At 60.2% G+C, this 17,388-nt stretch carries 16 protein-coding genes; all 16 read left to right on the top strand.

Going from position 1 to position 17,388, the window contains the following annotated elements:
- From ACYZT4_RS11015 to ACYZT4_RS10940, 16 genes are read left to right on the top strand one after another with little or no spacing between them, the layout of a single operon-like run.
- The gene (locus tag ACYZT4_RS11015) at window positions 1-693 is read left to right on the top strand and encodes a terminase small subunit (protein WP_461987719.1); all 693 of its coding nucleotides are present in this window, start codon (window positions 1-3) and stop codon (window positions 691-693) included.
- Entirely contained in the window at window positions 635-2,128 is a 1,494-nt protein-coding gene (locus tag ACYZT4_RS11010; protein ID WP_461987717.1) for a terminase, read from the top strand. The genes ACYZT4_RS11015 and ACYZT4_RS11010 overlap by 59 nt, the downstream gene beginning before the upstream one ends.
- 10 nt (window positions 2,129-2,138) lie before the next feature.
- Window positions 2,139-2,459 carry a hypothetical protein gene (locus ACYZT4_RS11005; protein WP_461987715.1) on the top strand — a complete coding sequence of 107 codons (321 nt, stop codon included), beginning with the start codon at window positions 2,139-2,141 and terminating at the stop codon, window positions 2,457-2,459.
- A gap of 3 nt (window positions 2,460-2,462) precedes the next feature.
- On the top strand, window positions 2,463-4,151 hold the full coding sequence (locus tag ACYZT4_RS11000; RefSeq protein WP_461987713.1) for a portal protein: 1,689 nt from the start codon (window positions 2,463-2,465) through the stop codon (window positions 4,149-4,151).
- Complete coding sequence (locus ACYZT4_RS10995) at window positions 4,152-4,463, top strand: Bbp19 family protein (protein ID WP_461987711.1); 312 nt, start codon at window positions 4,152-4,154, stop codon at window positions 4,461-4,463.
- On the top strand, window positions 4,456-5,094 hold the full coding sequence (locus ACYZT4_RS10990; RefSeq protein WP_461987710.1) for a hypothetical protein: 639 nt from the start codon (window positions 4,456-4,458) through the stop codon (window positions 5,092-5,094). Before ACYZT4_RS10995 ends, ACYZT4_RS10990 begins: the two co-directional genes overlap by 8 nt.
- 12 nt (window positions 5,095-5,106) lie before the next feature.
- Window positions 5,107-6,111: a major capsid protein gene (locus ACYZT4_RS10985; protein ID WP_461987708.1), complete on the top strand. Its 1,005-nt coding sequence runs from the start codon at window positions 5,107-5,109 to the stop codon at window positions 6,109-6,111.
- 30 nt (window positions 6,112-6,141) lie between these two features.
- On the top strand, window positions 6,142-6,600 hold the full coding sequence (locus ACYZT4_RS10980) for a Bbp16 family capsid cement protein (RefSeq protein ID WP_461987706.1): 459 nt from the start codon (window positions 6,142-6,144) through the stop codon (window positions 6,598-6,600).
- Between the two features lie 10 nt (window positions 6,601-6,610).
- The gene (locus tag ACYZT4_RS10975) at window positions 6,611-6,796 is read left to right on the top strand and encodes a hypothetical protein (protein ID WP_461987704.1); all 186 of its coding nucleotides are present in this window, start codon (window positions 6,611-6,613) and stop codon (window positions 6,794-6,796) included.
- 56 nt (window positions 6,797-6,852) lie between these two features.
- Complete coding sequence (locus ACYZT4_RS10970; protein WP_461987702.1) at window positions 6,853-7,497, top strand: hypothetical protein; 645 nt, start codon at window positions 6,853-6,855, stop codon at window positions 7,495-7,497.
- Window positions 7,494-9,803 (top strand): phage tail protein, encoded by a 2,310-nt coding sequence (locus ACYZT4_RS10965; RefSeq protein ID WP_461987700.1) that lies wholly within the window; start codon window positions 7,494-7,496, stop codon window positions 9,801-9,803. Before ACYZT4_RS10970 ends, ACYZT4_RS10965 begins: the two co-directional genes overlap by 4 nt.
- Entirely contained in the window at window positions 9,784-10,260 is a 477-nt protein-coding gene (locus tag ACYZT4_RS10960) for a hypothetical protein (protein ID WP_461987698.1), read from the top strand. The genes ACYZT4_RS10965 and ACYZT4_RS10960 overlap by 20 nt, the downstream gene beginning before the upstream one ends.
- Window positions 10,248-10,721, top strand: a complete 474-nt coding sequence (locus tag ACYZT4_RS10955) for a virion core protein, T7 gp14 family (protein ID WP_461987696.1) — start codon at window positions 10,248-10,250, stop codon at window positions 10,719-10,721. Before ACYZT4_RS10960 ends, ACYZT4_RS10955 begins: the two co-directional genes overlap by 13 nt.
- A gap of 4 nt (window positions 10,722-10,725) precedes the next feature.
- On the top strand, window positions 10,726-12,768 hold the full coding sequence (locus tag ACYZT4_RS10950; RefSeq protein ID WP_461987694.1) for a hypothetical protein: 2,043 nt from the start codon (window positions 10,726-10,728) through the stop codon (window positions 12,766-12,768).
- On the top strand, window positions 12,765-14,267 hold the full coding sequence (locus ACYZT4_RS10945) for a hypothetical protein (RefSeq protein ID WP_461987692.1): 1,503 nt from the start codon (window positions 12,765-12,767) through the stop codon (window positions 14,265-14,267). The genes ACYZT4_RS10950 and ACYZT4_RS10945 overlap by 4 nt, the downstream gene beginning before the upstream one ends.
- Window positions 14,267-16,885: a hypothetical protein gene (locus ACYZT4_RS10940; RefSeq protein WP_461987690.1), complete on the top strand. Its 2,619-nt coding sequence runs from the start codon at window positions 14,267-14,269 to the stop codon at window positions 16,883-16,885. Before ACYZT4_RS10945 ends, ACYZT4_RS10940 begins: the two co-directional genes overlap by 1 nt.
- Window positions 16,886-17,388 lie beyond the last annotated feature (503 nt).

Genomic DNA, 17,388 nt, shown 5'->3' with positions numbered 1-17,388 from the left:
GTGTTTGACCTCACCGGTAAGCAGGCTCTCTTCGTTGATGAGTACCTTATCGACTTGAATGCCACTCAGGCCGCCATACGAGCCGGGTACAGCGCTCGCACGGCAAACGAGCAGGGTTGCAGGCTGTTAGCCAATGTTAGCGTCCAGGCAGCGCTGCAAGAGCGCATGCAAAAGAGGGCGCAGAAGACAGAAATCACCCAGGAGAAAGTGCTTGAGCGCCTCTGGATGATCGCCACTGCCGATCCTAACGAGTTGGTTGAATACCGCCGTGAGTGCTGCCGGCATTGTTTCGGCGAACTCCACATGTACCAGTGGATTGATGAGGAAGAGCTCGCCATCGCCATCGCCGAGGCATCAGACCCGGATAGCGTGAGCCAGGATGGCGGGTTTGGCTACGACTCATCGATTGCGCCGCACCCGAAGTGCCCCAAGTGTGCAGGGAATGGCAAGGGTCGCGTTCACGTTCACGATTCGCGTCAGCTGAGCCAGTCCGCAGGCACACTCTATGCCGGCGTCAAGGTTGGTAAAGATGGGCTTGAGGTGAAGATGCACGATCAGCTCGCCGCACTCGACAAGGTGGCTCGTCACCTCGGGATGTTCAAAGACAAGCTTGACCTGACCATTGATATTCACGATGGCCTTGCAGATCGGATGGCCAGAGCCCGTGAGCGCGCAACCAAATCCCAATCCTGAGCTGCAGCTCGTCGAGGACATTGCCTCGTTCACCCATGACCCCCTCGGATTCGCGCTGTATGCGTACCCATGGGGCGAGGGCGAACTGAAGGGCGTTGAAGGGCCTCGGCAGTGGCAGCGCGACGTGATGGGCGATATCAAGACTCACCTGAGCAATCCCGAGACTCGGCACCAGCCGCTGATGATCGCTGTAGCGTCAGGGCACGGTATCGGTAAGTCAGCCGAAATGGGCATGCTGCTTGATTGGGCCATGTCCACTTGCGAAGACTGCAAGGTGGTGGTGACTGCCAACACCGACAACCAGCTCCGCACCAAGACGTGGCCAGAGATCAGCAAGTGGTTCCGCCTGGCGATCAACAAGCACTGGTTCAACCCAACGGCTACCAAGATCGCCTCCGTGGATCCTGAGCACGGAGACGCATGGAAGGCTGACGCGGTGCCATGGAGCGAGCACAACACCGAAGCATTCGCTGGCCTGCACAACAAGGGCAAGCGAATCGTGCTGATCTTCGACGAAGCCTCGAACATTGCCGACAAGGTGTGGGAGGTGGCCGAGGGTGCGCTGACGGACGAAGACACCGAGATCATCTGGCTGGCCTTCGGTAACCCGACACGCAACACCGGGCGCTTTCGTGAGTGCTTTCGCAAATACCGCCACCGCTGGATCCCCCGGCAGATTGACAGCCGCACAGTGGATGGCACGAACAAAGACCAGATTGCCAAGTGGGAGGCGGACTACGGCGCCGACTCGGACTTCTTCAAGGTCCGCGTCCGTGGGCTGTTCCCGTCCTCCTCAGACGTGCAGTTCATTGGCCAGAACCTGGTTGATGCCGGCATGTCGACCACGGTCACCGAGGCAATGGTCAGCCACGCGCCAGTTATCATCGGCGTAGACCCGTCATGGTCTGGCGAGGATGAGTTCGCGATCTACATGCGCCAGGGCCTGCACAGCAAGCTACTGGCAACGTTCCAGAAGAATGACGACGACGTGCTGAGTGCTCAGCGCATCGCTCAGCTCGAAGACCAGTACAAGGCCGACGCGGTCTTCGTGGACTTCGGCTACGGCACTGGCATCGTCTCTGCCGCCAGGGCAATGGGTCGCAACTGGACGCTCGTGCAGTTCGGCGGTGCGTCCTCAGACCCGGCGATGCTCAACAAGCGCGGCGAGATGTGGAGTTCGGCCAAGAAATGGCTGATGGAAGGCGGCGAGCTGAATGACCAGCAAACCGCAGACGAACTCTCAGCCCCCGAATACAGGGTCAAGCTCGACGGCAAGATCGTCCTCGAAGACAAGGGTGAGTTGAAGAAGCGCACAGGTGTCAGCCCCAACCGGGCGGATGCACTGGCGCTGACCTTCGCATTTCCTGTTGTCAAGAAGCTCGCCTACTCAAACGGCACCAGCCACCAAACCGATTACGACCCATTTAACCAGTAGGAGAGCAGCCATGTGTGGCGGCGGCAAACTTCCAGGCACTGACATCATCAAGAAATGGGACCCGCTGCGGGGTGGCGACGTGATCCTCGACAAGCTCGGCCTGCCCAGCGTATTGGGTGACAAGCACGGGATCATGAACGGCAACGAGCCCGAGATTAACGAAACGGGCAGCACCGCTATTCCTCAAGAGACCAACGTCGCCGAGGAAGTGCAGTCGGCCCGCGCATCGGAGAAACGCCGTCGGGCTGCTGCGTCTGGTATGTCCTCGACCATTCTCGGCGGCGGAACGGCCGGCACCACTACTGGCGCGAAAACGCTTTTGGGGCAATAGGTTATGGACGAGACTCCACGTCAACGCGCCGACAAGCGTCTCGCGATGCTCAAGAACGAGCGTCAGCCGTGGGAGATCACATGGAAGGACCTATCGGATTACGTCCTGCCGATGCGCTCGAAGTTCCTCTACGACGGCAAGCCCCAAGGTGATCGTCGTAGCAAGAAGATCATCAACAGCACGGGTACCAAGGCGAGCCGCACACAGTCTGCGGGCATGGTCTCGGGCATCACCTCGCCGGCCCGGCCATGGTTCCAGATGAGCACCGAGTCGCAAGAGGCGATGGAGTTCGGCCCAATCAAGGCCTGGCTGTATGACGTCACCCAGCGCATGCGGGACAAGTTCCTCAAGTCGAACCTGTACAGCGCATTGCCGGTTGTGTACTCGGAGATGGGGACGTTTGGTATTGGCGCCATGTCGATCGAGGAAGACGAAGACGAGGTGTTTCGCTTCGAGGCCTTCACCGTCGGCCAGTATTACGTCGCCAATGGTGCCAACGGCAAGGTGGACACGTTCTACCGAGAATTCAAGATGACCGTGGGCCAGCTGGTCGAGAAGTTCGGGCTTGAGCAGTGCTCGACCCGGGTGAAATCGGAATGGACCGCGGGCCGTCGTGACACCTGGGTTGACTGCGTGCAGGCCGTAGAGCCCAACAAGTACCGCGAAGACGGCAAGCGCGACAGCAAGAACCTGCCGTTCGCCTCGATCACCTACGAAGTTGCAGCCGAGAACCCCAAGGACCTGCTGGAAGAGAAGGGCTTTCACGAGTTCCCGATCATCGCCATCCGCTGGGACACGCTGCCTGAAGACTCGTACGCCACTGGTCCGGGGCATATCGCACTGCCGGACATCAAGGCCCTGCAGCTCTACGAGAAGCGCTCGGCGCAGATGGTTGACCGAGGGTCCGATCCGGCCCTTCAGGCTCCGTCATCGCTGCGTGGCCAGCCAAGCTCGATGATCCCTGGCGGTATCACCTACGTCGATCAGGTGGGCGGGCAGAACACCATCCAGCCGATCTATACGCCCAATCCGGGCTGGCTCGGTCCGCTGCAGCAGAAGATCCAAGAGTTGGAGCAGAGCGTCAAAGAATCCTACTTCGCTGACCTGTTTCTGATGATCAGCCAGCTGGACGACGTGCGCAGCGCCACGGAGATCGTCGAGCGCAAGGAAGAGAAGATGCTGATGCTCGGCCCAGTGCTTGAGCATATCAACGACGAAGGCCTGGACCCGCTGATCGACCGCTGCTTCAACATCATGCTGCGCCAGTCGCTGCCGATCTGGCAGGGGATTATCGACGGCGTGCCTCTGCTGCCTCCACCGCCAGAAGAACTCAGCGATATCGAGCTGAAGGTCGAGTACGTCTCGATCCTGGCTCAGGCCCAGCGCGCACTCGGCGTGGCCAGCCTTGAGCGTTACGCGGCGTTCGTGGGCAACCTCTCCGGGGCGTTCCCGACGGCCGCCGACAAGATGGACTCCGATCAGCTCATTGACGAATACGCCAACGCGATTGGCGTGGTGCCAACGGTTGTCCGCGGTGACGAACAGGTGGCACAGATCCGCCAGCAGCGCGCCCAACAGCAGCAGGCAGCACAAGCCCAGCAGGTACTCGGCGCAGGGATCCAAGGCGCCAAACTCCTATCCGAAACCGAAGTCACGCCGAATAACGCCCTCGGCCAAATGCTCGGAGCCTAAATGTTCGATGACGACGATATCCAGCGCACTGAGCTGGAGGCCAAGGCGCGCCTGGAAGAAAGGCGCGAGGTCGACGACTTCCTTTGGCTGATGGGCGATCTGCGGGGTCGGCGCATCGTCTGGCGCCTGCTGAGCCAAGCCCGAATCTTCCACTCCACCTTCGACACCCACGGCGGGCGCATGAGCCTGAACGAAGGCGAGCGCCAGTCAGGCCTGCGCCTGATGGCAAAGATCAATCTCTTATGCCCTGACCTGTACCCCTTGATGGTCCGGGAAAACACAGTGAAACCAGAGGAAAAAATCGATGGCTGACGCAACCGAGGCAACCACCACCACAACCGTAAGTGGTGCCGAGACCGCTCCGTCACAGACCGCCGCAGCACCAGCAGTTGCACCCGCAGCAACAGCGCCCGCTGAGCCTGCCGCAGCCGCTCCAGCCGCGACGGAACCACCTGCCGAGCCTGCAAAGCCAGCAGGCGCCCCAGAGAAGTACGAGTTCAAGGCCCCCGAAGGCTATGTGCCTGACGCGCAGCTGCTTGCTGGGTTCGAGTCTCTTGCCAAAGAGCTGAACCTGCCGCAAGACGCCGCGCAAAAGCTCATGGAGTTCGACGCCAAACGACTCGCCTCTTCCCAGGATGCGGCTGCGGCTGACCAGAAAGCGCAGGTGGAAGCGTGGATTGGCGAACTGAAACAGGACAAGGACTTCGGCGGTGCCAACTTCGACGCCAGCGTCAAGGTTGCCCAGAAGGCCATGGCCGATTTCGGAACGCCAGAACTGCGCCAGATGCTGGATGCGTCGGGCCTCGGGAGTCATCCCGAAGTCGTCCGCTTCTTTCATCGAGTTGGCAAGGGCTTGGGTGAGGGTTCGATTCACAAAACCACCACCGAGCAACCGGCCGAGCGCTCGCTCGCCGAACGCATGTACCCAAATTATCCAGCTTAAGGAGCGCCATACATGGCCACTATTGGTAATACCGTACCGACGCTGCTCGATGTAGCCAAGCGTATGAACCCGGACGGCGGCGGCATCATGCCGATCGCTGAAATGCTCACCCAAGAGAACGAAATGCTGCTCGACATGCCGTGGTACGAAGGCAACCTGCCGACCGGCTCGCGCATCACCACCCGCACCGGTTTGCCGTCGGTCATCTACCGCAAGCTGAACAGCGGTGTGCCGCCAAGCAAGTCGACCACTGCGCAGGTTGATGAGTCGTGCGGCATCTTGGAAGGCCGTGGTCAGGTCGACGTTGACCTGGCAATGCTCAACGGCAACACCGCCAGCTTCCGCCTGTCCGAGTCGTCTTCCTTCATGGAGTCGATGAACCAGGAAATGCAGCGCGGTGTGCTGTACGGCAACACCGACGTGACGCCCGAGTCGTTCACCGGCTTGGCGCCACGCTTCAGCACCGTCGTGACGGCCAACGCCCAAACCGCCAACAACGTCATCGACGCGGGCGGCACCGGCTCCACCAACACCTCGATCTGGCTGATTGGCTGGGGCGAAAAGACTGTGCACGGCATCTATCCGAAAGGTTCAAAGGCCGGTCTGGTGCACAAGGACCTGGGCGAGGGTGATGCCTTCGACGTCAACAACAACCGCTTCCGCGCGCTGATGGATCAGTACCAGTGGAAATGCGGCATCGCGGTCAAGGACTGGCGCTATGTGGTCCGCATCGCGAACATCGACGTGGCCACCCTGACCAAAAACGCCGCAACCGGCGCGGACATCATCGACTTGATGACCCAGGCACTGGAACTGATCCAAGGCCTGACCGGTGTGACTCCGGTGTTCTACGTCTCCCGCCGTATCCGCGCGTTCCTGCGCCGCCAGACCGTGAACAAGGTGGCAGCGGGCACCCTCAGCTACGACAACGTTTCCGGCAAACCGGCGCTGATGTTCGGCGAAGTCCCGGTCCGTCGCGTGGACGCCATCCTCAACACTGAGGCAAGGGTAGTTTGACGGCCCCCGCTAATTTTAGGAGTCACAACCATGTACGTCGATAAGCAAGCCGAGTTCTCGGACAACCAGACCGTCACTGCGACGGCCGTATCCACCAACGTTTACGACCTGTTCCCGGTCGGCAACGGGGTGAACAGCAACGCCGTGCGCGACATCGGTGTGGGCGAGGACGTTTACCTGGTTGTTCAGGTAGACAACGCCGCCACTGCCGCTGGCGCAGCGACTGTCACTGTCACGCTGGAGTCGTCCACCACTGCGGATCTGGCAACCGCGCCAACCGTGCATTTCTCTTCGGCGGCCTATGCCTTGGCAACCCTGACCGCCAACAAGACGCTGATGGCGTTCAAGTTGCCGGCCGACGCCTACAAGCGCTACATCGGTGTGCGCTACACCGTGGCCACCGGCCCGTTGACTGCCGGTTCGTTCTCCGCGTTCTTCGCGAAGGACATCCAGGCTTTCCGCTCTTACGCCAAGGGCTACAACTTCTGAGGATTGAGTGATGGCTAAAACCCAAGAAGTAGGCAGCAAGGAGGCCGCCCACACGTCGTGGTACGAGGTTCTGGAAGTCAGCTACATCGGCGACCGCCTCTACACCCCAGGGCAAGCCGTGCAGTACGACGGCGAGGCCGGCAGCAACCTCCGTGAAATTACGGATAAGGAAGCTGCAGCTCTCAGCGCCCAGTAACACCACCCGCAACAATAGGGGCCTTCGGCCCCTTTCTTTTTGTCCCGAGGAATCCCATGGCCAGTGTCGTTGAAGTCTGCAATATGGCGTTGTCGCGTATCGGCAACAGTCAGCGCATTGACAGCCTGACCGAGCGCAGTGTTGCCGCTGAGCAATGCTCGCTGTTCTACGAGCAAACCCGCGACATGGTGCTGCGCGACAAGCCGTGGCCGTTCGCTACCAAATTCGTCAGCTTGGCGGAAATTGCCGTCAATCCAGACCCTGCCTACCCCTACAGTTACTCGATGCCGGCTGATTGCCTGATGGCGCGCCGCATTGTGAACGACGTATTCCCCATCAATGCCTGGCCCTATCAGGGGTACGGCTGCGGGATCGACCTGCCACAGGTTCCGGCAATCCCGTTCCGCATCATTCAGGGCGAGTCCACCCGGCTGATCGCCACGGCGGTATCCCCTGCAACGCTGGAATACACCGTGCGCGTCGAGGACCCTGGCTTCTTCGACCCCATCTTCATCTCGGCGCTGGCCTACAAGCTGGCTGTAGAGATTGCGGGCCCACTCTCGAAGGACCAGAGCATCGTCAACCGGTGTGAGGGCGCGTATCAGTCCCTTGTGGCCACTGCGTTCGCCCAGGGCATGAACGAGGGCACCTCTGACCAGATGCCGGAATCGGTGTTCATCGCGGGGCGGAACTGCTCATGACCGAAGCCATTCAGCCATCCTTCAGCAGTGGCGAGCTGGCGCCGGCCACCTATGCACGCGTTGACCTGGGGCGCTACTACACCGGCCTGCGTACCTGCCGCAACTTTATGGTGATGCCAGAGGGTGGTGTGCGTAACCGCGCTGGCACCAAGTTCATTGCCGAGACCAAGAACAGCAACTTGCGAAGCCGGCTGATCCCGTTCCAGTTCAGCACCGAACAGACGTACGTCATGGAGTTTGGTCACCTGAGCCTGCGGTTCTTCACCAGTGGCGGGCAACTCCTGAGCGGTGGATTGCCATACGAATTGGCGACCCCGTACGCGGAAACCGACTTGTTCACGCTGAACTACACCCAGTCCGCCGACGTAATGACGATCGTTCACCCGGGCTATCCGCCGTATGAGCTGCGCCGCCTTGCGCCGACCAGCTGGACACTGCTACCGATCAGCTTCGCGCCCTCGATCACGGCGCCTACCGGGCTTTCTGCCTTACCACGTACTGGCGGGGCGGGCGACAGCACCCCATTCCGTTACGAGGTGACAGCCGTATCCAGTGCGGAGTCGGCCGAGGAATCGCTGCCGTCTGCCCCTGCAAGCGTGGCGAGCTGGGACAACAAGGCCGGCGCGACTCTGAGCTGGACTGCAGTTGTGGGGGCGGCGTCCTACAACGTCTACAAGGAGAACAATGGCAGCGGCATCTTCGGCTTCATCGGCCGGGCCAGTGGGACGACGTTCACTGACCTGAACATCGCGCCGGAGAAGACCGATACGCCGCCTTCCTATGACAACCCCTTCGCTGGCGGAAACAACCCCGGCGCAGTGGCCTACTATCAGCAACGCCTCATCATGGCCGGCAGCAACTTCAACCCGCAAACCATCTGGATGAGCCGGGTAGGGTCGTTCCACAACTTCGGGTTTTCCACGCCGACCAAGGATGACGACGCGATCACCGTGACCATCGCCTCGCGCCAGGTGAACCGGATTCGCAACATGGTGGCCCTGAAAGAGCTGCTGGTGCTGACCTCGGGGGCTGAGTGGACAATCTCGGGTGACGCCACAGGCCTGAAGCCCACCAACGTGCAGGCGAGCGTGCAGAGCTATATCGGGTCGGGCTCCGTCCTGCCTGCTGTCTACGGCAATACGGCGCTGTACGTGCAGGCCCGGGGGCAGAAGCTCGCTGATCTGGCGTACTCCTACACCAGTGACGGGTTCCAAGGGCAAGACCTGACCGTGCTCTCGTCGCACCTGGTGCGCGGGTTCGAGATCCAGGACATGGCGCTGGCACAAGTTCCTAACAGCGTGCTCTGGTCCGTGCGTAATGACGGCGTGATGCTGGGGTTTACCTACCTGCCATCCCAACAGGTATTCAGTTGGCACCGTCACGACACCGACGGCTTCTTCGAGTCGGTGGCCAGCATCCCCGAAGGCGACGAAGACGCGCTCTATGTGGTCGTGCGCCGGCTGGTCGGCGGCACCTACAAGCGCTACGTGGAGCGGTTCGCCTCTCGGCAATTGAGCGTTCCCGGCGGGGAGACGGCGCTCGACCGTGCGTTCTTCGTGGACAGCGGTCTTACCTACGACGGCCGCGGCCTGTCATCGGCCTTCCTCACCCTGAACGGCGGCACGGATTGGAAATACCCGAACCCCTTGAGCATGGTATCGGTGACCCCCATCTTCTCCGCGCCCGACATTGGCTCAACCTTCAAGCTGGTCGGTGATGATGGGCAAAGCGTCCGCGTGGTACTGACCTCGGCGCCGACCACCACCAGCGCCACGGTGATCCCGCAATCGATCGTCCCTGAGTCGTTGCGCAACAAGCCTGCCGCTCGATGGGGGCGTGCAAAAACTACGTTCACCGGCCTGGGTCATCTCGAAGGGAAAACCGTGAGCATCCTGGCCGACGGCAACGTTGAGCCTCAGCAGGTCGTCACCGGTGGATCTGTGAGCATCCAGCGCCCGGCAATGCTGGTGCACATCGGACTTCCCTACACCAGCGACTTCGAGACGCTGGACCTGACGCTATCTAATCAGCCGAACTTCCTCAGCGTGCAGAAGCGCATCAATGACGTGACGATCATCTGCGAGGAAAGCCGCGGCATGTTCGCCGGCAGCGACGTGGACAACCTGTACGAGTTCAAGCAGCGCAACAGTGAAAACTACAACGACGCCATCGCTCTGCTGACGGGGCAGGCTGAAATCCTGATCTCGGCCCGCTGGGAGAAGCCTGGGCGTGTGTTCGTGCGCCAAGTCGATCCTCTACCCACCACTATCTTGGGGGTCATGTTCAATGTTCAAGCCGGGGGCTGAGTTGGTAGCGCTGGAGCACTGGCATATCGCCGCGCTTCTGACGGATCTGCGCGAGGCCGACCGTGTAGAGCTGGAGGCGATTCGCGGCTGGACGGCGGAGCAGGAACTGAAAAACGCCATCGCCAGCACCACGTTCGTGCGCACCTGTCTTTATGAAGGCCGGGTGCTGGCCATCTTCGGCGACACCAAGCACGACGCCACCTACGGCCTGCCATGGATGGTGACGTCGACGTGGGTCGAGATCCATCCACGCCCCTTTATTGCTGTCTGCCGCGGCGCTCTGGTCGAGGCCCGAGCCCGGCACGTTCAACTGATCAATTTCGTCGACATACACAACCAGCTGGCTATCCGTTGGTTGCGGTGGCTCGGCTTCGAATTCGCAGCGCCCATCCCTTACGGGATCAATGGCGAGCTGTTCTACCCATTCCAGATGGAGGGCACTTTATGTGCGCAGTAGCGGCAATCCCGTTCGCGATCATGGCGGTCGGCGGTCTGATGCAGGCCCAGGCGGCGAAGAAGGAAGGCGCGGCAGCAGCTTCGGCAGCCTTGCAGAACGCTCAGTTCTCCGAGGCGTCGGCGGCAGACACCATCAAGCGTGGTGATTTTGAATCTGACCAACAGCGCATCCAGACCCGTGACGCCATCGGCACCCAGCGCGCTGGTTTTGCGGCCAACGGCATCGACGTCAACAGCGGTACCGCAGCCAACATTCAGGATGACACCGCGCAGCTCGGCGAGCTGGACGCCCTGACCATCAAGAACAACGCCGCGCGCGAGGCTTGGGGCTACGGGACGCAGGCCACCCAGTTCAAAACCTCGGCCAAGAACTCGCTCAGCACTGCGAACAGTAACATGTTCGGGTCCTTGCTGAGCTCAGGCGCCAACGGTGCACGCGCTTACAGCGCCATGGGGGGCTGATCACATGCCATCAGTTCCAACCTACCGCCGACAGATCACCACGCAGGGCTTGCCGCAAGCGCGGGCAATCGCCGAGGGCGGCGATACCTCCGGCCTGCAACGTGGCCTGAATGACGTGTCGAACGTCGCCACGCAGATCATGGAGAAGAAACAGCAAGAGGCTGACACCACCTCGCTGCTGGAGGCTGACAACAAGCTGACCGAGTGGCAGAACAACGCTTTCTACAATCAGGAGAATGGCGTCTTCACCAAGAAAGGTCAGCACGCCATTGATGTGACGGGCCAAACCCTGTCCGCCTTCGACAAGGCCCAACAGGATATCGGGGCATCATTGGGCAATGACCGCCAGCGTCTCCGATTCAACCAGGTCGTGCAGCAGCGCAAACAGTCCATATCCAATGACTTGAACCGCTACGAGTATGGCGAGCATCAGCGCTACATGGACGATGTTGATCAGGCATCGGTGCAACTGTCCATTGATTCGGCGGCGCTGAATCCCGGCGACCCGAGCAAAGTCGGCTTCTACAAGCAGAAGGCGTTGGACGTCGTGCAGAACCGGGCTGACCGTCTGGGCTGGTCCGAGGAAGAGACCGTGCTGCAGAAGCTCAACACCAGCAGCAAGTTGCTCTCCGGGGTGATTGGACGGGTGGCGCAGAACGACCTTGGCAGTGCCAAGCAGATGTTCGAGTCCAACAAGGACGGCCTGAGCGCCGATGCGCAATTACGGCTGACCGACCACTTCCAGCAGGAGCAGCGCCGGCTGGACTCAGAGGCCCGTCAGCGCCAGGTCGAGGCTCGGCAGATTCGGGCCATCGCTCGCCAAGAGCTTTCCGGCAGGCTTCAGGATGCACAGGTCGCTCTATTGAGTGGTGTACAGCCTGTCGACATGCCAAGCAAACACGAAATAGTCAGCGCCCACGGCGAGGAAAAAGGCTCACAGATCTACGGGCAACTGAGCAAGCTTCAAGAAATCGGCCCGACCATGCAAGAACTTCGGACTGCAACGCCCGAACAGGCCGCAGCGATTGTCGAGGCCCATGACCCTACGAAGGGCGCACCACTGACTGCAGAAGGAGTACCCATCGTAGCGTCAGGGTTTAAGACGGACGCTCAGGTGCACAGCATAGTTGCCAAAGCTGCTGTGCAATTCCAGCAGCAGCGCCAGGCGGACCCCGCCGCGTATGTCATCCAGACCAGTCCTGCCGTCCAGCAAACCTACTTGCAGGCACAGCAGAACCCGTCTGCCGAAACCAATGCGGCGTATATAACGGCCTCCTTTGCTGAGCAGAAGCGGCAAGGGGTCGCTGATCCGAAGGTCCTCCCGACACAGCAGGCGTCTGCCATTGCGAGCAAACTAACGCAGTCCGACCCTTCTGGTCAGGCCAAAATCCTGTCTGATTTGTCAGACACGTATGGTCGAGCTTACCCCAAGGTGCTCTCCCAGCTTGGCGGTGATGCCCCTGTGCAGACAGTTGCCGGGATGGTTGGCAGTGCAAACAAGGACATCCAGACGCAGCGCTCTGGCGTCTTCAGCCAAGGCATTAGCCGGTCGCCAGAATTCATACAGAACACCCTTTTGACGGGCGATTCCGCCCTGAAGACCAAGGCCTACAAACTGCCTCCATCGACAAACGCTGCTGGTGAAATCACATCAGGGCCGGATAAAGCCTTTTACGATGCCGCCAACGGCCTGCTTGATCCAGGATCGATGCGGACTTATCACGCCGCCTACCAGTCGTACTACGCCGGTCGCGCCATTCAGGACGGCAAGTATGGCGAACAGTTCGAGGCGGGTTATGCCCGAGAAGCGCTGGCGGCCATTGGCTTGAGCCCAGTCGAGATAGGGGCAGGAAAAACCCTCCCGCCTTACGGGATGGACGCCAACGCCTTCAAAGATCGGATATCCGCTCAATACAGCGCCTTTCGCAAGGAGTCCGGCAGTCAGCACGAATTGGGCGACGTCAAGATCTACGCCGGTCCGAACTCCACGTACGTGGTGCGCGATGCCTTGGGCAACAAGCTCACCACCCTCAAGGTGGATCAATGAACTTCATCGACGAGAAGGGATTTAACGACCTGCAAAGCTCGCTGGATGAGCGGGCGCAGTCCGAGTTTGATCCGTCCTTCATGGCGGGCTCGGCAGGGGCTCTGTTCAATGGGGCCGCGAACGGGTTCGCCCAAGTAGCGTCTGAGGCCCAAGCGGGCGGTTACGACTCCACGGATGGCGCCAGCGCTTTGTTCGGCCTGATCGATTCCGACCCATCGGCGGCCTATCCGGGGCCGGAGAAAATTCGGGAAAATGCCAAGTGGGCATCCGACACGCTCAGGCCCGACCCGCAAACTACAGGAACGATGGCGCAGGTGTTATTCGGCGTGGGCGATGTCGGGGCACGGTTTGCAACCGGGTTTGCCGTAGGCGGGGTGGCTGGCGGGGCCGCACTGTCTGGTGGGTCGGTGGGCAAGGAGCGCTATGACGAGCTGATCGGCGAAGGTGTTGACCCGAAGACCGCCTTGGGCGCGGCATCGATTCGCGGCATCGTCACGGGCGCCGGGGCGCTACTGCCTGCCGGGGTTGGCGGATCGCTATTGACGCGAGTTGCCAGCGGGGTAGGCATCAATACGACGGCAGGCATTGGAGGCCGCGCCGCAGAAAGTAAGGCGCTGGAGGGCTACAAGCAGGGCGACGAAATCCAGGCCTTTGCTGCACAGGATATTGCGGTCGACGCAATCTTGGGCGGCATTTTTGGCGGTGTATCGCGCCTTGGGATTGATGTATCCCATGACCAGTACGATGCGGCTCTCGCCTTGAAGAACGCCAAGAGCTTCAATATGGACGCGATGCCGGGAGTCCCGGAATCGGTAGGCGATATAGCACGGCACGGCAAGCTCATGGATGCGGCTATCGACGACATCATCAACGACCGCGCTGTGAGCGTCGATGCTCAGTCTGGCGGGGTAAAGTTTGCGCCCCGCGAAGATCCCTCTGCTGGGCAGGCGCTGGCCGATGGCGAGTTGTCTTATGCCGACATCGTCAAATCGGCATTCGACGAGCAGGGCTATGGCCGGGTCTATGAGGAAATGACCCAGGCCGAGGCGCGGGCTGCGCAGATCGATCGGTCACAATCCCAGTTCGCCTTCGAAGATGCCCCGGAAGTGGTGGAGCCTACGGCGTTCAAAAGCATTCAGTCCGAATCGTTCCGCGACCTTCTCCCGGGTGACCGCGTGACGACAACCCGTGACATGGCAGGGCTGCGAGCTGGCGAAGAAGTGCACGTCAACTCAGTTGATGAGCAGGGGGCTGTTCATTTTTCCAACAAAGACGGCAAAGGCTTTAGCGTGCCGCGTGCCGCGGCAAGTGATGCCCTCGATGTCGGCCTGAACATCCGCCGACCCGTACCGGACAGTAAGCCCGTGCCTACTGAGTTTGGAAAGGTTGAGCCGGCTGACGACCTTATTGCATCTGCAGACAGGGCCGTTGAAGAAGCTGCAACAGAAGGCCGGGCGTATGACGCCGCTATTGATTGTTTCCTAAGCAGGGGTAACTGATGCATCCAGCATGCAGGCAAGAAGTCGCCAAGGTGATGGGGCGCGAGGTCACTGACGGTGAAGCGCGCAACCTTGAGTTGCGGATCAAGAACGGCATGCGCCAGCTGGCCGCCCAAGACCCTGCCGCCTGGGGGGCGCTAACCAGCGCGGAGAAGCTCAAGCAGGGCGCTCAGTTTGCAGCCAAACAGCTGATTGCGGTTGCCAACAAGAGGAAAGAGCGCGCCGAACTGGCCATACAAGCCAATGATCGTCTGACAAGCCAGATCGATACCATGGTCAAAAGCGGCGTTTCGAAGGACAAGCTTGACGCGCTCTCGCGCCTGCTGGCCCCGGTGGGCGACGGTCGCACCGGCATCAGCTCGCTCGACGAATCCATACAGGGCATTAAGACTGTCTATGGCGGGATGGCAGCAGGCGGGCTGGAGCTGACAAAAGGAAAGGCCTTTGGATTTGCGCGAGACGTGCAGGCCGAGGTCCAGCTCGTTAAGGCGCTATGGCGGGATAAAGACGTGACGCCTGAGTTTTCCAAAGGTGCAGACGAGATACACGCCGTATTTGACGCCATGAAGGACCGGATGAACCGCGCGGGCGGCATGATTGGCACGCTGGAAAACTACGATATGCCGCACGCATGGAGCACGGACGCCATCATCAAGTCTGCTGGCAAGGAAGACCCCGTAAAATTCTTTGCCGACCAGATGCTGCCGCGCATGAAGCGCAGCGAGTACCGCACCCCTGAAGGTGCAATGCTCAATGATCAGGAGCTGCATAAGTTTTTGATTGAGGCTGCCACCTCAATCCTGACCGATGGCGCCAACAAACGGCTGGACGCCAAGGCCGTGATCGGGAAGCCGGGGGGCGGCATCAAGGCCAACCGCGGGTCAAAGGAGAGGCAAATCCACCTGTCTGACTCGGCGGCCTACTTGGACGCCATGAAGCAATTCAGCGAAACCCCGGTTCAGGCCGCCGTGTACAACCACATCACGCAGATGGCGCGGGACATCGCACTAATCGAGACCCTCGGGCCCAATCCAGACGTGACCGTCAGCCACCTCGCTGGTCAGTTCCATGATGAAAAGGTCGTCGAAAACGTAGGAGACACCAAGAAAAAGACAGAAGCCGAGATTCAGGTCCGCAGTATTGAGAATCTCTACAATGAATTGTCAGGTAACAGCGGCAGCACTCCGAACACCAAAGTGTCCAAGTTTTTTGGGGCATACCGAAACCTGAAATACTCTGCCACGCTGGGCGGAACTGCGCTTTTGGCAGGCCCTACTGACTCGGCATCTGCGCACCTGGTGGCCCAAGGCATCGGCCTGTCATCCGCCAAGCTGTTCAAGAATCAGCTAAAAGCCTTCACTCATACCGATGAGGCAATGCGCGATGGAGCGCGCCGTTCGGGCATTGCATTCCAGGCTTTCGGCGAGGACATGGTGCGCTGGGGCGGGGAGGTAGGACATCCGGGCGTTACATCGGTCATCGCCTCGACAGTGATACGCGCTACCGGGCTAAACTATGTCACCAACGCAAATCGCAATGCGTTCTCGGCTACGATGTTTGACGGCATCGGCCATCTTACCCGCGACCACGCGAACCTGGCTGACATAAAGGAAGGCGACGGAAAATTCATCAGCCGTTCCGGGATTACTCAGCAGGACTGGACGCTGATGAGAGCCGCCGAGGTGGAAGACTGGGGCGGAGGCGATCGCATCCTGACTCCCCAGGCAGTGATGGCGGTGAAGGATGCAGATGTTGCGGCCGCCATTGGCAGCACCGACCCTGGCGCTATCATTGCAGCGAGGGAGGGCGCGGCGACCAGATACGCTGGGTTTGTCAGCCGCGAGATGAACTCGGCAGTCATTACTCCAGGCTCGCGCGAGAAGGCCGCCATGAACGCCTTCATTAACAAAAAGGCTGCGTCGGGCTCCGTGATAAACGAATGCATCCGCTCTTTCCTGATGTTCAAGTCCTTCGCGTTCGCGGCCTTCAACAAGCTCATTCTACGGACGGGCGCCTACGAGGGATCCGGTGCCAAAGCAAGATACCTGGCCAGCATGATTGCCATGACTACTATCGGAGGCGCGGCAGGGATAACCCTGCGCGGCATGGCGAGCGGGCGAGACCCTAGCCAGATGGTCCCCACGGAGGACAGTAAAAAGCCAGCATTCGACTTCTACCTGAGGGCAGTTCTTGCTGGTGGAGGCCTTGGCCTCTACGGGGATTTGTTGACGACTGCAGTGCAGAAGCCATTCGGCGGCGTTCTGGGGTCGCTGGCCGGGCCATTCGCCGACGACATATCAAACGCTTCTGGCGTCGCGGCCAGCGCTCTAGGCTTGGCATCCACGGGCTTCGAGGATGGTGATGCGGAGCAAGGGGCCGACAAAGTTGCATTGGCCGTGAACAGGTTGATCAGGGGTATTACGCCTGGCTCAAACCTCTGGTACACAAAAGCCGCCACTGACCACTTGATTTACAACCAGCTGCAGGAAGCGCTCTCGCCCGGTTCGCTGGCGCGCAGTCAATCTAAATCCAGACAGAACGGTACTACGTTCTGGTGGGCGCCTACCGAGGCGGCTCCGACTCGCGCTCCAAGCCTCTCGGCCATCCTGGGTCAGTAAGCGCCATCCCTTGAACTGAGCATGACAGCGAATCTCCACCCAACGCCCGGAAGGCTAGTAACAAAATCAGTGGTGTAAGTCACCAGCAACGCGGCTACTGCTAGGCCGACAACCCAGCCAACAAGTATATGGCCGCTTAGCTTATGGGATTTCGACCCTATCCATGCCGCAGCAGCGAAAGGGGCGAACAACACTGGCAGATATATCAAGTGGGCGAGCAACCATAACAGGAAAGATGACGGGAAATGTCGGTCTCCCCACGCCGAGGCCAGCCCTAGAACGGAACATAGCGCGGTGTAGACAAAGCCAATTCTCCCCCAAGCGTCTTGGGAAATAGATACAGCGAGAGTCCTGATTCTATTCATGGGCCTGACCATCCTGTTTGGTTGAGGCGCCAGAATACTGCAAATCGAACCCTCTTCTGGCTGGTTTATTCCTCGCCAGTTACTACTCATCCGAAATCAAACACCAGAAACCCCGCCAAGTGCGGGGTTTTTGCATTT

It is taken from the genome of Pseudomonas sp. GB2N2 (genome assembly GCF_054897705.1).
Note: the sequence above shows the minus strand (reverse complement) of the source record. Positions and strands in the feature narration are given on the sequence as shown.

Excerpts from the sequence above, each read along its gene's own strand:
- ACYZT4_RS11010 (WP_461987717.1), top strand. The coding sequence starts at position 635 with ATGGCCTTGCAGATCGGATGGCCAGAGCCCGTGAGCGCGCAACCAAAT.
- ACYZT4_RS11005 (WP_461987715.1), top strand. The coding sequence starts at position 2,139 with ATGTGTGGCGGCGGCAAACTTCCAGGCACTGACATCATCAAGAAATGG.
- ACYZT4_RS11000 (WP_461987713.1), top strand. The coding sequence starts at position 2,463 with ATGGACGAGACTCCACGTCAACGCGCCGACAAGCGTCTCGCGATGCTC.
- ACYZT4_RS10995 (WP_461987711.1), top strand. The coding sequence starts at position 4,152 with ATGTTCGATGACGACGATATCCAGCGCACTGAGCTGGAGGCCAAGGCG.
- ACYZT4_RS10990 (WP_461987710.1), top strand. The coding sequence starts at position 4,456 with ATGGCTGACGCAACCGAGGCAACCACCACCACAACCGTAAGTGGTGCC.
- ACYZT4_RS10985 (WP_461987708.1), top strand. The coding sequence starts at position 5,107 with ATGGCCACTATTGGTAATACCGTACCGACGCTGCTCGATGTAGCCAAG.
- ACYZT4_RS10980 (WP_461987706.1), top strand. The coding sequence starts at position 6,142 with ATGTACGTCGATAAGCAAGCCGAGTTCTCGGACAACCAGACCGTCACT.
- ACYZT4_RS10975 (WP_461987704.1), top strand. The coding sequence starts at position 6,611 with ATGGCTAAAACCCAAGAAGTAGGCAGCAAGGAGGCCGCCCACACGTCG.
- ACYZT4_RS10970 (WP_461987702.1), top strand. The coding sequence starts at position 6,853 with ATGGCCAGTGTCGTTGAAGTCTGCAATATGGCGTTGTCGCGTATCGGC.
- ACYZT4_RS10965 (WP_461987700.1), top strand. The coding sequence starts at position 7,494 with ATGACCGAAGCCATTCAGCCATCCTTCAGCAGTGGCGAGCTGGCGCCG.
- ACYZT4_RS10960 (WP_461987698.1), top strand. The coding sequence starts at position 9,784 with ATGTTCAAGCCGGGGGCTGAGTTGGTAGCGCTGGAGCACTGGCATATC.
- ACYZT4_RS10955 (WP_461987696.1), top strand. The coding sequence starts at position 10,248 with ATGTGCGCAGTAGCGGCAATCCCGTTCGCGATCATGGCGGTCGGCGGT.
- ACYZT4_RS10950 (WP_461987694.1), top strand. The coding sequence starts at position 10,726 with ATGCCATCAGTTCCAACCTACCGCCGACAGATCACCACGCAGGGCTTG.
- ACYZT4_RS10945 (WP_461987692.1), top strand. The coding sequence starts at position 12,765 with ATGAACTTCATCGACGAGAAGGGATTTAACGACCTGCAAAGCTCGCTG.
- ACYZT4_RS10940 (WP_461987690.1), top strand. The coding sequence starts at position 14,267 with ATGCATCCAGCATGCAGGCAAGAAGTCGCCAAGGTGATGGGGCGCGAG.